We start from the raw sequence: 13,792 nt of genomic DNA on the forward strand, positions 1-13,792 counted from the left end.
TCCGGCAGGAAAGCACAACCATGAACCCTGAACGCATGAACGTTGAGTCCTTCAACCTCGACCACCGCACGGTCTCGGCACCTTACGTGCGCGTCGCCGACCGCAAACAGCTCCCGCAAGGGGACGTCATTACCAAATATGACGTGCGCTTCACCCAGCCAAATGTTGCCCATCTTCAGATGAAGGCGATCCACTCCCTCGAGCACCTCTTCGCCGAATCCTCCCGCAACCACTCGGCCTCCGTCATCGACTTCTCCCCCATGGGCTGCCAGACCGGCTACTACCTCATCCTGCAGGGCGAACCCGACGTCGCGGCCGCGGCTAACCTCATCGAGGCGACGCTGGCCGACGTGCTGAAGGCCACCGAGGTACCCGCAGCCAACGAAATCCAGTGCGGCTGGGGCGAAAACCACTCCCTCGCCGAGGCCCAGGACGCCGCCCGCGCCTTCCTGGCCCAGCGCGCCGTCTGGGAGCAGGTCACCGCGTGAGCCAGATCGACGTCGTAGTCATCACCGCCATGGAGGAGGAATCACTCCCCTTCCTCCAGCGCGCCGCCTCGGTGGGCGAACCGGTGCAGGTCGGCAACTCGATCCAGCGCACCGGTACCCTCGATGGGCTGAGTGCGCTCTTCGTCCAGGGCGGCATCGGCCTTGTCAACGCCACCGGTGCCGCCACCGCGGCACTGCTGCGGGCCAACCGGGAAGCCCCCGAAGCCCCCGCGCCCTTGGTCATCAGCGCCGGCAGCGCCGGCGGACTGGGTGACTCGGTGCGGGTGGGCGACGTTGTCATCGGATCGGTGAACATCAATGCCGATGCCGATGTGCGCGCCTTCGGCTACGAGCTCGGTCAGGTCCCGGGCATGCCCGCCTCCTACCGCACGCCGCGTTTCCTCATCGAGGCCAGCAACGTCGGGAATCCAGGGCACGGCATCGTGGCCACCGTGCATCGCGGGCTGGTGGTTTCCAGCTACTCGTTCGTCGGCCACGAACGCGCTGCCATCATCAAGGAGCAGTTCGACGGGGTCCTGGCCACCGACATGGAATCCTCGGCGATCGCGCAGACCTGCGCCTCGTTCGGGGCCCCGTTCCTGGCCGTCCGCGGGATCTCTGACCTCTGCGGACCGGCCTCCGATGCCGACTTCCTGGATCATGTCGATGACGCCGCAGAGCGCTCGGCCGAGATCACCCTCGCCGTCCTCAGGTCTTGGCAAGATGCGGGATCGCCGCGTAAAGAAACCGAATTGGCTTTCGCCTAACCCCACCGGGACCGGCGCGATCGAGGGGCATTGCTTGATCCCCGGCCTATGGGGTGTCGTGCGGTCCCGCCTGCCTCCGGATCCATGCCCGTCCAGCCGCGGCTAAGTGTATTAACCACGGACGTTAGTGACATGCCTCGTGGCTGAGTGACAAGAAGAAGACTTCCAAGTGAAATGGTGTTTGCGACAACAATCACGACATCCCGGAGGTCTTCTTCATGTCCCCTTCTAATGCCCTCCCGGCACCCCGCGGCCGTCTACAGCTGGCTCGGTGAATCGTGGAGGACCGCTGGTCCTTGCGCCGGGCCGCCGAACGCGTCCAGGTCTCCGTCACGACCGCCGCCCGCTGGGCCTCCCGCTACTGCGAACACGGGGAATCCGGGATGCAGGACCGATCCAGCCGCCCCCCGCAGCTCCCAGGACGCACGTGCACGCGCACCGAGCGGCGGATCATCGCACTGAGGGTGAACCGCCGCTGGGGCCCGGCCCTCATCGGCTACCTGCTTGGCCTGCGCCCCTCCACCGCGCACAAGGTCCTCTTCCGGATCGGGCGCTCCCGGCTCGCCTGGCAGGACCGTGCCACCTGGAAACGCAACAAGACCAAGGCACCGGCCAACCGCCGCCCCGGCTACGCCCACCTCCGCATTGCCGTCGATGACCACTCACGGCTGGCATACACCGAGATCCTCGAAGACGAGAAGAATGAAACCGCCGCCGGCTTCTGGGAACGGGCCAACGCCTACCCCGGGTGGCTTGTGAAAAAAGTGAAATATCCGACGCTAAGGTTTCGCCAAGCGTCGGACAGTCCCGTATTTGCCGGGTTTGATCTTGTTGGTGCGTGGCCAGGTGTAGTCCCCGGTGGGGTTGATATGTTCCCATCCCAGGGGTGAGAGGAACCGCAGCAGGTCAGGATCCGTGGCGTTTCCCTCCTGATTCAAAGTGGCGAAAGTGCGCTCTAGGTAGACGGTGTTCCAGAGAACAATGGCAGAGGTAGCAAGAATCAGCCCCGAGGCCCGGTAGCGCAGCTGCTCGAAGGACCGAGCGCGAATCTCCCCCAGACGGTTAAAGAACACCGCCCGGGCCAGTATGTTCCTGGCCTCGCCAATGTTCAATCCGGCGGTGGATTTGCGGCGCAGGTCGGGTCTTGGAGCCAGTCCAGCAGGAAGAGGGACCGTTCCATTCTGCCCAGTTCCCGCAGGGCGGTGGCGAGCCGGAGGATTTCATCCCAGTGTGCGGTGATGGTTTTGGTGCTGATGGCACCGCCGATCAGCGGCGCCTATGTCGACAATGCAGGATCGTTGGTGGGTGTGTAGAGACGGGTGTCTCCGATGTTGCGGATCCGTGGTGCTAACCGGTAGCCGAGCAGGTGCATGAGGGCGAAGAAATGGTCGGTGAATCCGGCAGTGTCGGCGTAGTGCTCCTGGATCGCGAGGTCGGACTCGTGATAGAGCAGCCCGTCCAGAACCTAGGTCGCGTCGCGGTCCCCGACGTTGATGAGTTTGCTGGGGAAGGGCGAGTACTGGTCCGAGACGTGGGTGTAGATCAGCCGTTCTGGCTCGGCCGCGTATTTCGGGTTCCCATGGCCGGTGGATTCAGCATGGCTGCCGGCGCGGAAGCGCTGTCCGTCCAAGGAAGAGATGCTGCCATCGTCCCACTGTGCGGCGAAGGGGTGTGCATGCTGGGCATTGACCAGTTCTGCCAGGGCTGCACTATAGGTTTCATCCCGGATATGGGAAGCCTGCTGGCGGTCCAGCTGGACATAGGTGAGGCCGGTGCAGGACTCGGACATCTTCGTCGGGCCCAGATTGATTCCGTCGACCAATATCGCGGTGAACAGGAGCTGCTTGTCCTTGGAGGGTTGGCCGGACTTGAGGTTGGTGAAATGGCGGGTGAAGCCCGTCCAGCCATCGACTTCCACCAACAGGTCGGTGATCCGTATCTGCGGGAACATGGCGCTGGCCTGATCGATCAGGGGCTGCGCGAGTGGTGGGACGATCATTTCGAGCGGGGTGATCTTCATACCGCTTGCGGTGATCAGCACCCCGGGCAGTTCATCACGGGAGGCGAGCCCGTTGACCTGGTGCAGCCGTTCACTGAGCAGGGCAAGACGGTCCTGGAGATATCGTTCGCCGCCGTCTGTCGTGACAAGGGGCAGTTCTTCCGCGTTTTTCATGACCGTGTAGTCGGAGTCGGCCAGCAGGTAGTCATCGAAGTCGCGGAACTGGCGGGGTCAGGTGATCCACATGCCTCCGGACCGAAGTGCGTACTTGAGTTCCGTGAGGGCGCAGAACTCGTAGAATCCGCGGTCCGTGCCGTTGTCGAAGCAAAGCCGAATTCGATTTAGCTCGGCTTAATCGAAATCAAGCGCCCGCATCGGGTAGGGCAGGTTCCGGGCCAGTACCTCGATCCCGGCCACCCCATGGCCGTGCGCAAGGTTCTTCACACACGTGTTCGCCGTCCACCCGGTGAACACATCGGTCAGCGTGATCGAATACAGGAACTCTCCCTTGAGGCTGTGTCCGCAGTGGGCGACGGTGCCGATCTCGAAGAACCCACGTTCACGCTCCATGAACGTGCCCGACTACTGCGCCGGGATCTCCGAACACAGCATCGCCCCGGGCTTGGTGGCGGACAAAGCCGATGGATACCGGGCCGCACGAAAGGGCTTCAGGTACCGGTCGACGGTCCCAGTGGACATGGACAACAGCTCGTCCCGGACTTCGTCGGTGAGCAGGAGGCCAGGGCCCGAGTTCGTCGAAGCGCTCCAGCCGCTCGAGCTCCTCGGCCAGGGTGGCCACGGACTATTTCCCTCAGGGTTCCCGGCAGTGCGTCCAGAATGGCCCCAGTAGCGTGATGGCCGCCGGACCGGATCCGCGCGGCCGGCGCCACGCCAGTCACACCGGATGTCCCGTGCCGGCTTTCGTACCTCGGCGGCCAGGTGCCGGCGGGCTGCTTTGGCCCGGTGGCCAGAGTTTTCGCGAGCATTCCTAAATGAGGCACGCGCCCCATTTCGCGAGCATTTACAGTGAGTCAACGCGACCTATTGACACTTAGGCACGGCGGGAATATTGTCGGCCTTAACGGGGACTTTCCCGCGTTCATGACAAATTTTCCGATACGCCTAGGGGCGTGTCTCCTAGGCGACGGTGCCAAGGAGGAGAGTCCTATGTCTTGGGAAATGTCCGGAAAATACGTGGCAAATTGCAGCTGCTCGCTGATTTGCCCTTGCCCCGTCGATGGTCCACCTACAGGGCCTAATGGCGAGTGCCGCGGCGTAGCTGTGTTCCATATCGCGAGCGGAAATAACGATGACACCGACCTCTCGGGAGTCGATTTTGCTTTCGCCAATCTTTTCCCCTCCAATCTAAGTGCCGGCAACTGGAAAGTCGGCGTCGTCGTTGACGAACGCGCGTCCGAAGATCAGGCGGGCGCTCTGGAAAGCATCCTCCATGGCGACGCCGGCGGTCCTTTCGCTGACTTCGCGGCGCTGTATGGGGAATGGTTGGGCGTTGAGCGTGCCAGCGTCACGTTCAGCGACGGCGAGAGGCCTTCCGGCTCCGTCGCGGGGCGGGTCAGCTACACTTTCGAACCGTTGCCAGGCCCCGCTGGAGGGGTAACGACGGTCAAGAATGCAATGTTCGGCTTCGCGCCCGAGTTCATGATCGGGAAAGCGCCGGGACGCTCTGACCTCTTCGGCCTCGAATTCGAGGGGGTCTACGGTGAGAGTGCGGAATTCAGCTTCGCCAGTGAGGTTACGGAAGGCGCCCCCAAGGGGCGCGCATGATGGCCCGCCTCACATGTCGAACAGGAAAATGACACCGGAACCTGGTGCCAGACCACCGGCGGGCACCAGGTCCCGGATCGATCCCCGCGAGGCCGGTCTGGTCGCCGTTCTCCTCGCCCTCGCGGCCATAGCTTGGTTCTTCACGGCCCCGCGGATGAGCGGGATGGACATGGGCCGCTGGACTGATCCCGGATCCTTGGGATTCTTCCTCATCACCTGGGTCGTGATGCTCGCAGCGATGATGTTTCCCTCCGTTGCACCAATGGTGGTCGCCTACGCGCGAATCCATCGCCACCGGCGCGAGTCCGGCCGCCCCGCACCGTCCGGCGGTCCGGCGGTGTTCGTGGCCGGCTATCTCATCGCCTGGACCATTTACGGCATTGCAGCCTACGCGCTCTACGCGTCAGTCGCGGCGCTCTTCCCGGGCTTCCTTTCCTCGGAGCCGGGGGGACGCTACCTGGCGGCTGGGGTGATCTTGGCGGCGGCCGCCTACCAGTTCACACCGGCCAAGAACGTCGCCCTGATGAAATGCCGGTCGCCGATGGACTTCATTCTCCACCGCATGCGGCCAGGCTACGGGGGCGCTTTCCGTATGGGAGCAGGACACGGCGCCTGGTGCATCGGATGCTGCTGGGCCCTGATGGTGGCACTGTTCGCGCTCGGAGTGATGAATGTCGCCTGGATGGCACTCGTGGGGGCCTTCATCGCAGCCGAGAAGATGCTCCCGTGGAAGCGCGTGGCCAATCTCTCGGTCGCTTTCGCGCTGATGGTGACCGCGGTGGTGGTGTTGTTGACGCCGGCGACAATGGCGGGTCCGGCTCTCTGAATTGGGCCGTGGCGGTCCGTGACGACGAATCTGAGTCGGCTTAAACTCACAGTCAGCTGCAGAACTGACGCGGTCTAAGGGTGTCGGCGCGAGGATTCTTTCGATTGTGGGCGCCGTATCACAGGCAGTGCGGGCATCCAGGACGCACCTGTTGTGTTGGTAATGCGCGTAGTGGGTATCGGGTTAGGTCAGGCAGCGTGGACCGATGCCGGATCGTTCTACCTGAGCTAACCGGATACCCAATAGACACCTTAAAAGTACTGGGGCCCCATAGAACGGTTAGCGTCGGATTTTTCACTAATTCACAAGCCCCCTACTTCAACTCGGCCGGGATCACGGTGAAGAGGGTCCTGACCGACAACGGATCCTGCTGCCGCTCCCACGCGTTCAGGGACGCCCTGGGACCGGAGATCAAGCACAAGCGCACCCGCCCCTACCGGCCGCAGACCATCGGCAAGGTCGAACGGTTCAACCGCACCATGCTCGAGGAGTGGGCCTACGCCCGGCCATACCGCTCGGAGGCCGAACGCGTGGCTGCTTTTCCGCGTGGTTAGACTATTACAACTGTCGAGGACACACCTCGCTGAAGGGTCTGTCACCTGCCGACCGCGTTCCCAACCTCCGTGGGTAATACAGCCAGGGCGGGCACCCTCGACTCGGCAGGCCATGGCCGCACGCGTCTACGGGACGCGTGCCGTCCATTCGGGGGTCGAGAACTTGGTCGTCGCCAGCGCCCGGGCAGTTTCCCGCGTGGCTTCGTCGATCTCCCCCATGGTCGCGGCGTATCGCCGGGTGAAGGTGTCGATCATCGTTGAAATGATCTGGGCGCGGTCCAGCTTTGCCTGGCTCTTGAGCGGGTCCACCCGCTTGACTGCGGAAGTGATGCCCTTGTCGGAGATCTTCTCCCGGCCAATGCGCAGCACCTGCAGCATCTTTTCCGCGTCGATGTCATAGCTCATGGTCACGTGGTGCAGCACGACGCCGCCGGCCAGGCGCTTTTGCGCGGCCCCGCCGATCTTCCCGGCGTCGGTGGCAATGTCGTTCAGTGGCTTGTAGTGCGCCTTGACGCCTACCGCAGCCAGCGCCTCCATGACCCAGGCGTCCAGGAACGGGTAGGAATCTGCGAAACTCATGCCGTCGACCAGCGACGAGGGCAGGTAGAGCGAGTAGGTGATGCAGTTTCCCGCTTCCATGAACATCGCGCCTCCCCCGCTGATCCGCCGGACCACCTTGATGCCGTGATCCGCTGCGGCCCGTGCGTCCACCTCGTTTTGCACCGACTGGAAGGATCCGATGATCACCGCCGAGTCGTCCCAGTCCCAGAGGCGCAGCGTCGGGCCGCGCGTGCCGGCGGCGACCTGACGGGCCAGCACCTCGTCGAGGGCCACATTCTCGATGATCGGCATGGTGTCCGGGCCCAGGACCTCCCAGTTGTGGTCGGCCCAGGTGGTGGCGTGCCCCAGGGCCCTGCGCACCACGCGTGCCACGGCATCGGCGTCGAAACCGACCATCACCGCGCCCTCGCGCAGCCCCGCGTTCACCGCGTCGCGGACCGCGGAATGCTCCACGGTGGCGGGCAGGCCGACCAATGCGGCGTTCAGGTCGAAGAGGGCCTCGTCCGGCTCGAGGAAGAAGTCCCCGTTGATGGAGGCGGCGGTGATCGCCCCGTCCTGAACCAGCAGGTCGGCGACGACCAATTTCCCGCCGACAACCTTGTATTCACCGTGATGCGTGTAGCCCTGAGTCATGGACTCCATCCTAGTCACCCGGCGCCGCACCCCGCGAAGCGGGTGCTTCGTCCTGTCGCCATGCGCCTGGCCCGTGGCGGGTTAAACAGCAACGGGACCCTCCGAAGTGGAGGATCCCGTGTGCAGGCGTGAAGGCAGAATTACTTCTTGCCGCCGAAGCCCTTGAAGCGGGCGTTGAAGCGCTCGACGCGGCCGGCCGAGTCCATGATGCGCTGCTTGCCCGTGTAGAACGGGTGTGAAGCGGCGGAGATTTCGACGTCGATGACCGGGTAGGTGTTGCCGTCTTCCCACTCGATGGTCTTCTTGCTCGTGGCCGTCGAACGGGTCAGGAACTTCTCGCCCGAGGCGAGGTCGTGGAACACCATGGTGTTATACTGCGGGTGAATATCAGCCTTCATGCTAAAACCTTTGCTCACGTCACTGGATTTTGCCAGCAACCAAATGTGCCAAACCGGCCCGTGGGATCACGAAGCCGACGTTCCAGTGTAGCCGAACGTTCCTGGGAATTTCCAATTCAGGCGCGGGTTGGCCTACCTAGCGTGCGCGCAGTTCCCAGAAGGCCACCGCCGACGCCGCGGCCACGTTCAGCGAATCGACGCCGGGACGCATGGGAATCATCACGTGGAGGTCCGCCAGCTGCAGCACCGCGTCGCTGACCCCGGCGCCCTCGGTGCCCAGGACCAGTGCGAGCTTCTCGCTGTTTCCCCCGGCAACCTCGTCGATGCCCCGGGCATGGGAGGTCAGCTCCATGGCGGCGATCTCGAAGCCCGCGGCGGCCACGGCGCGCAGGTCATAGGGCCAGGAATCCAGCCGCACCCACGGCACCTGGAACACCGCGCCCATGCTCACCCGGATGGAGCGCCGGTACAGCGGGTCGGCGCAGCGCGGGGTGATCAGCACCGCGTCGATGCCCAGCGCCGCGGCGGAGCGGAAGATCGCACCGAGGTTGGTGTGGTCGACGATGTCCTCAAGGATCGCGACCCGACTGGCCCCGGAAAGCACCTGGTCCAGTTCCAGCGGATCGGGGCGGTCCATGGCCGCCAGCACGCCGCGGTGCAGGTGGAAGCCGGTGATGGATTCGAGCACCGCGTCGGTGCCCACGAAGATCGGCACCTCGGGGTGGGCGGCAAACACGTCGCGCAGCGAATCCAGCCACTTCGGCGCCATGAAGAAGGAACGCGGTGCGTGACCGGCGGCCAGCGCCCGGCGCAGGACCTTTGAGCTTTCGGCGATGTAGCGCCCGTTGGCCGGGTCCGAAACCTGGCGCAGTGCGGCATCGGAGAGCCCGGCGTAGTCACGGGCCCGCGGGTCCTGGCCCGAGTGCAGGAATACCAGCCGCCGGGCCAGGTCCTCGCCGGCCGCCACGAGCACCGCGGCCTCCTGCTGGGCATCCAGGTCGGGAGTTCGGTCCGGTGATTGCATCAGGCACCGACGATGAGCTTGGCAACCATGTTGGCAAGTGCCACCAGGCCCAGGATGACGATGACCGCGCGCAGCCAGCCCGGGGAGAGCTTGCGCCCGACCTTCGCGCCGATGAATCCGCCGATGAGCGAGCCCACGGCGATCAGCAGCACCACGGGCCAGTGGATGCGTTCGGGGGCGAAAATGAGGTAGGAGATGGCGGCAACCATGTTCACCGCCAGAGAGAGCACCACCTTCACGGCATTGGACTGTTGCAGCGAGGCGTGCAGGAAGATCCCGAAAACGGCCATCAGCAAGATGCCCTGGGCTGCGGTGAAGTAGCCGCCGTAGATGCCGATGAGGAACACCAGGATGTAAAGGGTCGCGCCGATGCGCGCATGGTCAGCCTCGGCCGGGTTGACGCCGACGCTGGCTGCCTGCCGCTTCTTGGCCCACGCCGAGAGCCGCGGCTGGAAGATCACCAGCAGCAGTGCCAGCACGATCAGCACGGGGGCGACATAGCCGAACACCGTGTCGGGCAGGTTCAGCAGGAGCCAGGCGCCGATCAGCCCGCCGGCCAGCGAGACCGGGACAAGCTTGAGCATGGTCTTGGAGACGGTGGCGGCTTCACGCCGGTAGCCCCAGGCGCCGGAGAATCCGCCGGCAACCAGGCCCATGGCGTTGGAGACGACCGCGTTCACCGGCGCGAACCCGAGGGCCACGAGCACCGGGAAGGTGACCAGGGTGCCTGAACCGACGATCGTGTTGATGGTTCCGGCCCAAAGGCCCGCGAAAAAGATGATGATGTCGCGCCACAAGTCCACGCCGGAAACCGCTCCCCTGTTGATGATTCGTTGCTGTCCGCCACGGCCGGGTGGCCGTGGCGGCGGTGTTGCCGCAGGTTTCGGCTAGTGCTTGGCGACGGCGCTGAAGCGCCCGCCCTCGGCCCGCAGTCTCAGTGGCGTGTTGAACGTCGCCGAGAGGTTCTCCTCGGTCAGCGTTTCATTGATGGGCCCGGCGGCCACCACGTGGCCGTCACGCAGCAGCAGCGCGTGGGTGAAGCCCGGAGGGACCTCCTCGAGGTGGTGGGTGACCAGCACCATCGCCGGGGCCTCCTCGTCGTTGGCCAGCTCGCTCAGCCGCGCCACCAGGTCCTCGCGGCCTGCCAGGTCCAGCCCGGCGCCCGGCTCGTCCAGCAGCAGCAGCTCGGGATCGGTCATCAGGGCACGGGCGATCTGCACGCGCTTGCGCTCTCCCTCGGAGAGCGTCGCAAACGGGCGGTTGATCATGGTGGACATACCCCAGTCGTGGAGCAAGGCGAACGCGCGGCGCTCGTCCAGTTTCTCGTAGGCCTCGCGCCAGCGTCCGGTCATTCCGTAGGATGCCGTCAGCACCACGTTGAGCACGTTCTCGTGTTCCGGGATGTGGTTGGCCAGGGCCGCGGAGGACAGGCCGATGCGGGGGCGCAACTCAAAGACGTCTACGGCGCCGAGCACCTCGCCCAGAACCCCTGCCACGCCGCGCGTGGGGTGCATCCGGGCACCGGCAATCTGCAGCAGCGTGGTTTTTCCGGCGCCGTTGGGTCCCAGGACCACCCAACGCTCGCCCTCCTTTACCTGCCAGTTGATGTCAGTCAGTAAGTCTTTGCGTCCGCGTACCACGGAGACGTCGGCGAGGCCCAGCACTTCATTCATGGGTAAAACACTAGGCCAGTGACCCTCCTTTGACCCAACTGGCCGCGGCCGACATGCCGCGAACTCGCCCCCGGGCACGCATCACACCCCATACTCCCCCGATTCCGTGGTGCCGCTGCAGGGTCGAAATCGGGGTGTGACGCCGGACAAGATGCCACGCAACAAACCGTGCCACGTTTTGGGTGGGTGCGTGCGGCCGCGGGAGAATAAACGAATGCATTCAACCGCCTTCATCGTGTTCCATTCCGCCGCCACGCCGTGTGCCGAACCCGCCAGCCTGCGCCGCACCCTGGCCGCCGCCGGCCACGAGGTGATCGACGAGCAGGAGTTCGCCGGTGCCGGCCGCAGCGGGGCGCGCTGGGAGGTCACCGGGACGGTGCGCCAGTTGCGCGCCCTGGTGAACCCGCTTGACAACCTGTTGGCCCGCTCCGAGGACCCCGCGCTGCGCGCCTCCGCCATCGCCGTGGTCCCGGCCGGGCTCGTGCGTGCGAAAAAGAAGCTGCTGGTCATGGACGTGGATTCCACGCTCATCAAGCAGGAAGTCATCGAACTGCTGGCCGCCCATGCAGGACGTGAGGCCGAGGTTGCGGCGGTCACCGAAGCCGCAATGCGCGGGGAGCTGGACTTCGCCGCCTCGCTCCACGCCCGAGTCGCCACCCTGGCCGGGCTCGACGCCGAGGTGATCGACGCGGTGCGCGATCGCCTGGAACTCAGCGACGGCGCGGCAGAGCTCATTGCAGCCTTCAAGGCGGCAGGCCACCACGTGGCGGTGGTCTCCGGCGGCTTTGCCCAGATCCTGGACCCGCTTGCGGCCGAACTGGAGTTGGACTTCGCGCGGGCCAACGACCTGGTCATCGTGGACGGCCGGCTCACCGGTGCGGTCAACGGACAGGTCGTGGACCGCGCCTACAAGGAAGTCATGCTGCGCACCTGGGCCCGCGAATTGGGCATCGACATGGAACACACCATAGCTGCCGGCGACGGTGCCAACGACCTGGACATGGTCGGCGCCGCCGGGCTCGGGGTCGCGTTCAACGCCAAACCGCTGCTGCGCGATGCAGCCGATGCCCGGATTGACCTGCCGCGGCTGGACATCATCGCCAATTTGGTTGGGATCTCATAACGATTTACCCCTAATCACCTGATATTTAATCCCTCGTTTGGATGCCACCGGTAGGATGCAGAAGGCGGCCGAGCCCTTTTGAAGGGCGCCGCAACCCCAAACACGGTACGCCGGTGTGCCCCCGATGGAAGAGAACAGATCGTTTTGCAGAGTGAAGAATTGGGTCGCAGGCAACGCGGCCCGGAACGCAAGTCACGCCGCGGTTGGCTTATCGGCGGGGCCTGCGTCCTACTTGCCGGAGGACTGTACTCGGGCGCTGCCGCCTACGCCGGCTCCCAGATTCCGGCCAACACCACCGTCCACGGCGTGAACGTCGGCTCGCTCTCCCCGGAAGCTGCGCGCCAGATCCTCGAAGAGAAGCTCACCGCGGCGACCACGCAAGAGGTCGCGGTGCAGGTCAACGGCCGGCAGGAATCCCTCGACCCGACGGCTGCAGGACTGGCGATCGACATCGAGGGGACCCTGGACGGCCTCACGGGCTTCGACTTGAACCCCGCCACCCTCCTCGACCGTTTCACCGGCCAGTTGCACATCGAACCCGCCAGCAACGTCGATGAGGCCAAGCTGCGCGCCGAGCTCGACGCCTTGGCCTCCAAGGTCGCGGCCAAGACGGCCGAGGGAAAGCTGGCCTTCGACGGCGCCAAGCCCCTGCTGACCAAGCCGGTCACCGGGGTGGCGCTGAATATCGACGAGTCCGTCGGCGTCGTCTCTGCGTCCTGGTTCGACGCGGCGGAGCCGCTGGCGCTCCCCGCCGCGCTGAGCGAGCCCAAGACCTCCGCCAAGATTCTGGAGGCCGCCCTCGAGGAGACGGCCAAGCCGCTGGTTGCCGGCCCGATCAAGCTCACCGACGGGAAGTCCACCGCCTCGCTGACCCCGGAGCAGTTGGCCGATGCGGCATCGTTCAAGATCGCCGACGGCACCGTGACCATGTCCCTGGACACCGAGAAGCTGGTCGAAGCCGCCGCCGAGGGGTCGGACGGATTCAAGTCCACCGCCAAGGACGCCAAGATCGTGCTCTCCGGCGGGGCGCCGACGGTCATCCCCTCCGAAAACGGCACGTCCATCGACTCGAAGGACCTGGACAAGTTGGTGCTGGCCGCATCCAAGGACAAGGACAAGGACCGCACCGCCAAGGTCGCCTTGACCACCACGGTCCCCGAGCTGACCACCGCGCAGGCGAAGAAGCTGGGCGTGAAGGAGGCCATCGTGACCTTCTCCACCCCGTACCCGGCCGCCGACACCGTGCGCACCAAGAACCTCTATGCCGGCTCCAAGCGGCTCACCGGCGTGCTGGTCATGCCCGGGGAGACCTTCTCGCTGGAGAAGGCGCTCGGCCCGATCACCACGGCCAACGGATACTACGGTTCCGGCGTGGTCGTCAACGGCTTCGCCACCGAGGCCGTCGGCGGCGGGCTGTCGCAGATCTCCACGCAGTTGTACAACGCCGGCTTCCTGGCCGGCTACGACGACATCACGCACAAACCGCACAGCCGCTGGTTCGAGCGCTACCCCGCCGGCCGCGAGGCCACCCTCTGGGAGGGCCAGGTCGACATGGCGTGGAAGAACAACACTCCCTACGGCGTGATGATCGAGGCCTGGGTGGGCGGCGGGACTGTCAACACCCGCCTGTGGAGCACCGATTACTGGAAGGTGGGCAGCAAGTCCTCGGCCAAGTACAACTTCACCAACCCCGGCACCGAGTACAACCCGGCCGATAACTGCAAGCCCGAAAACGGTGGCAAGAAGGGCTTCTCGATCAACGTCACGCGCACGCGCACCTCGGCGGAGAAGACGCTTCCTGCGGAGACCAAGTCCTGGACCTACCAGCCCTGGAACAATGTCATCTGCGGCAAGAAGCCGTAACCCCCGCCCACGCGCGGACATGCGAAGGAGGCGTTGCCCCCCCCCCCCCCGGGGGGCCGCGCCAAACGGGGGAAAACGCGCCCCGCGGGCGCGCCCCC

General features: G+C 65.2%; 12 protein-coding genes and 3 pseudogenes. 8 read left to right on the forward strand and 7 right to left on the reverse strand.

Features of this window, described 5'->3' with window-relative positions:
* The first annotated feature begins 20 nt into the window (after positions 1 to 20).
* The 3 genes and pseudogenes from ACLQ7E_RS17930 to ACLQ7E_RS17940 all read left to right on the forward strand — a co-directional run.
* Positions 21 to 488, forward strand: coding sequence for an S-ribosylhomocysteine lyase (locus ACLQ7E_RS17930; RefSeq protein WP_411733925.1), 468 nt, complete (start codon positions 21 to 23; stop codon positions 486 to 488).
* On the forward strand, positions 485 to 1,255 hold the full coding sequence (gene mtnN / locus ACLQ7E_RS17935; protein ID WP_411733926.1) for a 5'-methylthioadenosine/S-adenosylhomocysteine nucleosidase: 771 nt from the start codon (positions 485 to 487) through the stop codon (positions 1,253 to 1,255). Before ACLQ7E_RS17930 ends, mtnN begins: the two co-directional genes overlap by 4 nt.
* Positions 1,256 to 1,530: 275 nt before the next feature.
* Positions 1,531 to 1,998, forward strand: a pseudogene (locus tag ACLQ7E_RS17940) (helix-turn-helix domain-containing protein); the annotation flags it as partial.
* Positions 1,999 to 2,034: 36 nt separating this feature from the next.
* Here ACLQ7E_RS17940 and ACLQ7E_RS17945 read toward each other — a convergent pair.
* Both ACLQ7E_RS17945 and ACLQ7E_RS17950 read right to left on the reverse strand, forming a co-directional pair.
* Positions 2,035 to 3,575 (reverse strand): annotated as a pseudogene (locus ACLQ7E_RS17945) (Tn3 family transposase); the annotation flags it as partial.
* Positions 3,576 to 3,605: 30 nt separating this feature from the next.
* Complete coding sequence (locus ACLQ7E_RS17950) at positions 3,606 to 3,824, reverse strand: hypothetical protein (RefSeq protein ID WP_411733927.1); 219 nt, start codon at positions 3,822 to 3,824, stop codon at positions 3,606 to 3,608.
* Between the two features lie 597 nt (positions 3,825 to 4,421).
* Between ACLQ7E_RS17950 and ACLQ7E_RS17955 the strand changes: the two genes are divergently transcribed.
* From ACLQ7E_RS17955 to ACLQ7E_RS17965, 3 genes and pseudogenes are all read left to right on the forward strand, one after another.
* On the forward strand, positions 4,422 to 5,039 hold the full coding sequence (locus ACLQ7E_RS17955; RefSeq protein WP_411733928.1) for a DUF1326 domain-containing protein: 618 nt from the start codon (positions 4,422 to 4,424) through the stop codon (positions 5,037 to 5,039).
* A 28-nt stretch (positions 5,040 to 5,067) separates the two neighbouring features.
* Positions 5,068 to 5,865: a DUF2182 domain-containing protein gene (locus ACLQ7E_RS17960; RefSeq protein ID WP_411733930.1), complete on the forward strand. Its 798-nt coding sequence runs from the start codon at positions 5,068 to 5,070 to the stop codon at positions 5,863 to 5,865.
* Positions 5,866 to 6,182: 317 nt separating this feature from the next.
* Positions 6,183 to 6,496: pseudogene (locus tag ACLQ7E_RS17965) on the forward strand (integrase core domain-containing protein); the annotation flags it as partial.
* 49 nt (positions 6,497 to 6,545) lie between these two features.
* Here ACLQ7E_RS17965 and ACLQ7E_RS17970 read toward each other — a convergent pair.
* The 5 genes from ACLQ7E_RS17970 to ACLQ7E_RS17990 all read right to left on the reverse strand — a co-directional run bounded on the left by ACLQ7E_RS17970 (position 6,546) and on the right by ACLQ7E_RS17990 (position 10,708).
* The gene (locus tag ACLQ7E_RS17970; protein ID WP_411733931.1) at positions 6,546 to 7,613 is read right to left on the reverse strand and encodes a biotin/lipoate A/B protein ligase family protein; all 1,068 of its coding nucleotides are present in this window, start codon (positions 7,611 to 7,613) and stop codon (positions 6,546 to 6,548) included.
* Positions 7,614 to 7,753: 140 nt separating this feature from the next.
* Positions 7,754 to 8,011 (reverse strand): type B 50S ribosomal protein L31, encoded by a 258-nt coding sequence (locus ACLQ7E_RS17975; protein ID WP_217388051.1) that lies wholly within the window; start codon positions 8,009 to 8,011, stop codon positions 7,754 to 7,756.
* 136 nt (positions 8,012 to 8,147) lie between these two features.
* On the reverse strand, positions 8,148 to 9,035 hold the full coding sequence (locus ACLQ7E_RS17980; RefSeq protein ID WP_411733932.1) for a TrmH family RNA methyltransferase: 888 nt from the start codon (positions 9,033 to 9,035) through the stop codon (positions 8,148 to 8,150).
* Positions 9,035 to 9,838, reverse strand: a complete 804-nt coding sequence (locus ACLQ7E_RS17985) for a sulfite exporter TauE/SafE family protein (RefSeq protein ID WP_411733933.1) — start codon at positions 9,836 to 9,838, stop codon at positions 9,035 to 9,037. Before ACLQ7E_RS17985 ends, ACLQ7E_RS17980 begins: the two co-directional genes overlap by 1 nt.
* An 84-nt stretch (positions 9,839 to 9,922) precedes the next feature.
* The gene (locus ACLQ7E_RS17990) at positions 9,923 to 10,708 is read right to left on the reverse strand and encodes an ABC transporter ATP-binding protein (RefSeq protein WP_411733934.1); all 786 of its coding nucleotides are present in this window, start codon (positions 10,706 to 10,708) and stop codon (positions 9,923 to 9,925) included.
* 214 nt (positions 10,709 to 10,922) lie between these two features.
* On the opposite strand from ACLQ7E_RS17990, the gene serB reads away from it, so the two are divergent.
* Entirely contained in the window at positions 10,923 to 11,831 is a 909-nt protein-coding gene (gene serB / locus ACLQ7E_RS17995) for a phosphoserine phosphatase SerB (protein ID WP_411733935.1), read from the forward strand.
* Positions 11,832 to 11,975: 144 nt separating this feature from the next.
* Positions 11,976 to 13,694 carry a VanW family protein gene (locus tag ACLQ7E_RS18000; protein ID WP_411733936.1) on the forward strand — a complete coding sequence of 573 codons (1,719 nt, stop codon included), beginning with the start codon at positions 11,976 to 11,978 and terminating at the stop codon, positions 13,692 to 13,694.
* Positions 13,695 to 13,792 lie beyond the last annotated feature (98 nt).

Source organism: Paeniglutamicibacter sp., from assembly GCF_046714615.1.
In the GTDB taxonomy this organism is placed as follows: Bacteria; Actinomycetota; Actinomycetes; order Actinomycetales; family Micrococcaceae; genus Paeniglutamicibacter.

What these genes read in the sequence shown, in the direction of transcription:
- ACLQ7E_RS17970 (WP_411733931.1), bottom strand. Translation starts at nt 7,613, where the DNA reads ATGACTCAGGGCTACACGCATCACGGTGAATACAAGGTTGTCGGCGGG.
- ACLQ7E_RS17980 (WP_411733932.1), bottom strand. Translation starts at nt 9,035, where the DNA reads ATGCAATCACCGGACCGAACTCCCGACCTGGATGCCCAGCAGGAGGCC.
- ACLQ7E_RS17990 (WP_411733934.1), bottom strand. Translation starts at nt 10,708, where the DNA reads ATGAATGAAGTGCTGGGCCTCGCCGACGTCTCCGTGGTACGCGGACGC.
- ACLQ7E_RS17950 (WP_411733927.1), bottom strand. Translation starts at nt 3,824, where the DNA reads ATGGAGCGTGAACGTGGGTTCTTCGAGATCGGCACCGTCGCCCACTGC.
- ACLQ7E_RS17975 (WP_217388051.1), bottom strand. Translation starts at nt 8,011, where the DNA reads ATGAAGGCTGATATTCACCCGCAGTATAACACCATGGTGTTCCACGAC.
- ACLQ7E_RS17930 (WP_411733925.1), top strand. Translation starts at nt 21, where the DNA reads ATGAACCCTGAACGCATGAACGTTGAGTCCTTCAACCTCGACCACCGC.
- ACLQ7E_RS17960 (WP_411733930.1), top strand. Translation starts at nt 5,068, where the DNA reads ATGACACCGGAACCTGGTGCCAGACCACCGGCGGGCACCAGGTCCCGG.
- ACLQ7E_RS17955 (WP_411733928.1), top strand. Translation starts at nt 4,422, where the DNA reads ATGTCTTGGGAAATGTCCGGAAAATACGTGGCAAATTGCAGCTGCTCG.
- serB (WP_411733935.1), top strand. Translation starts at nt 10,923, where the DNA reads ATGCATTCAACCGCCTTCATCGTGTTCCATTCCGCCGCCACGCCGTGT.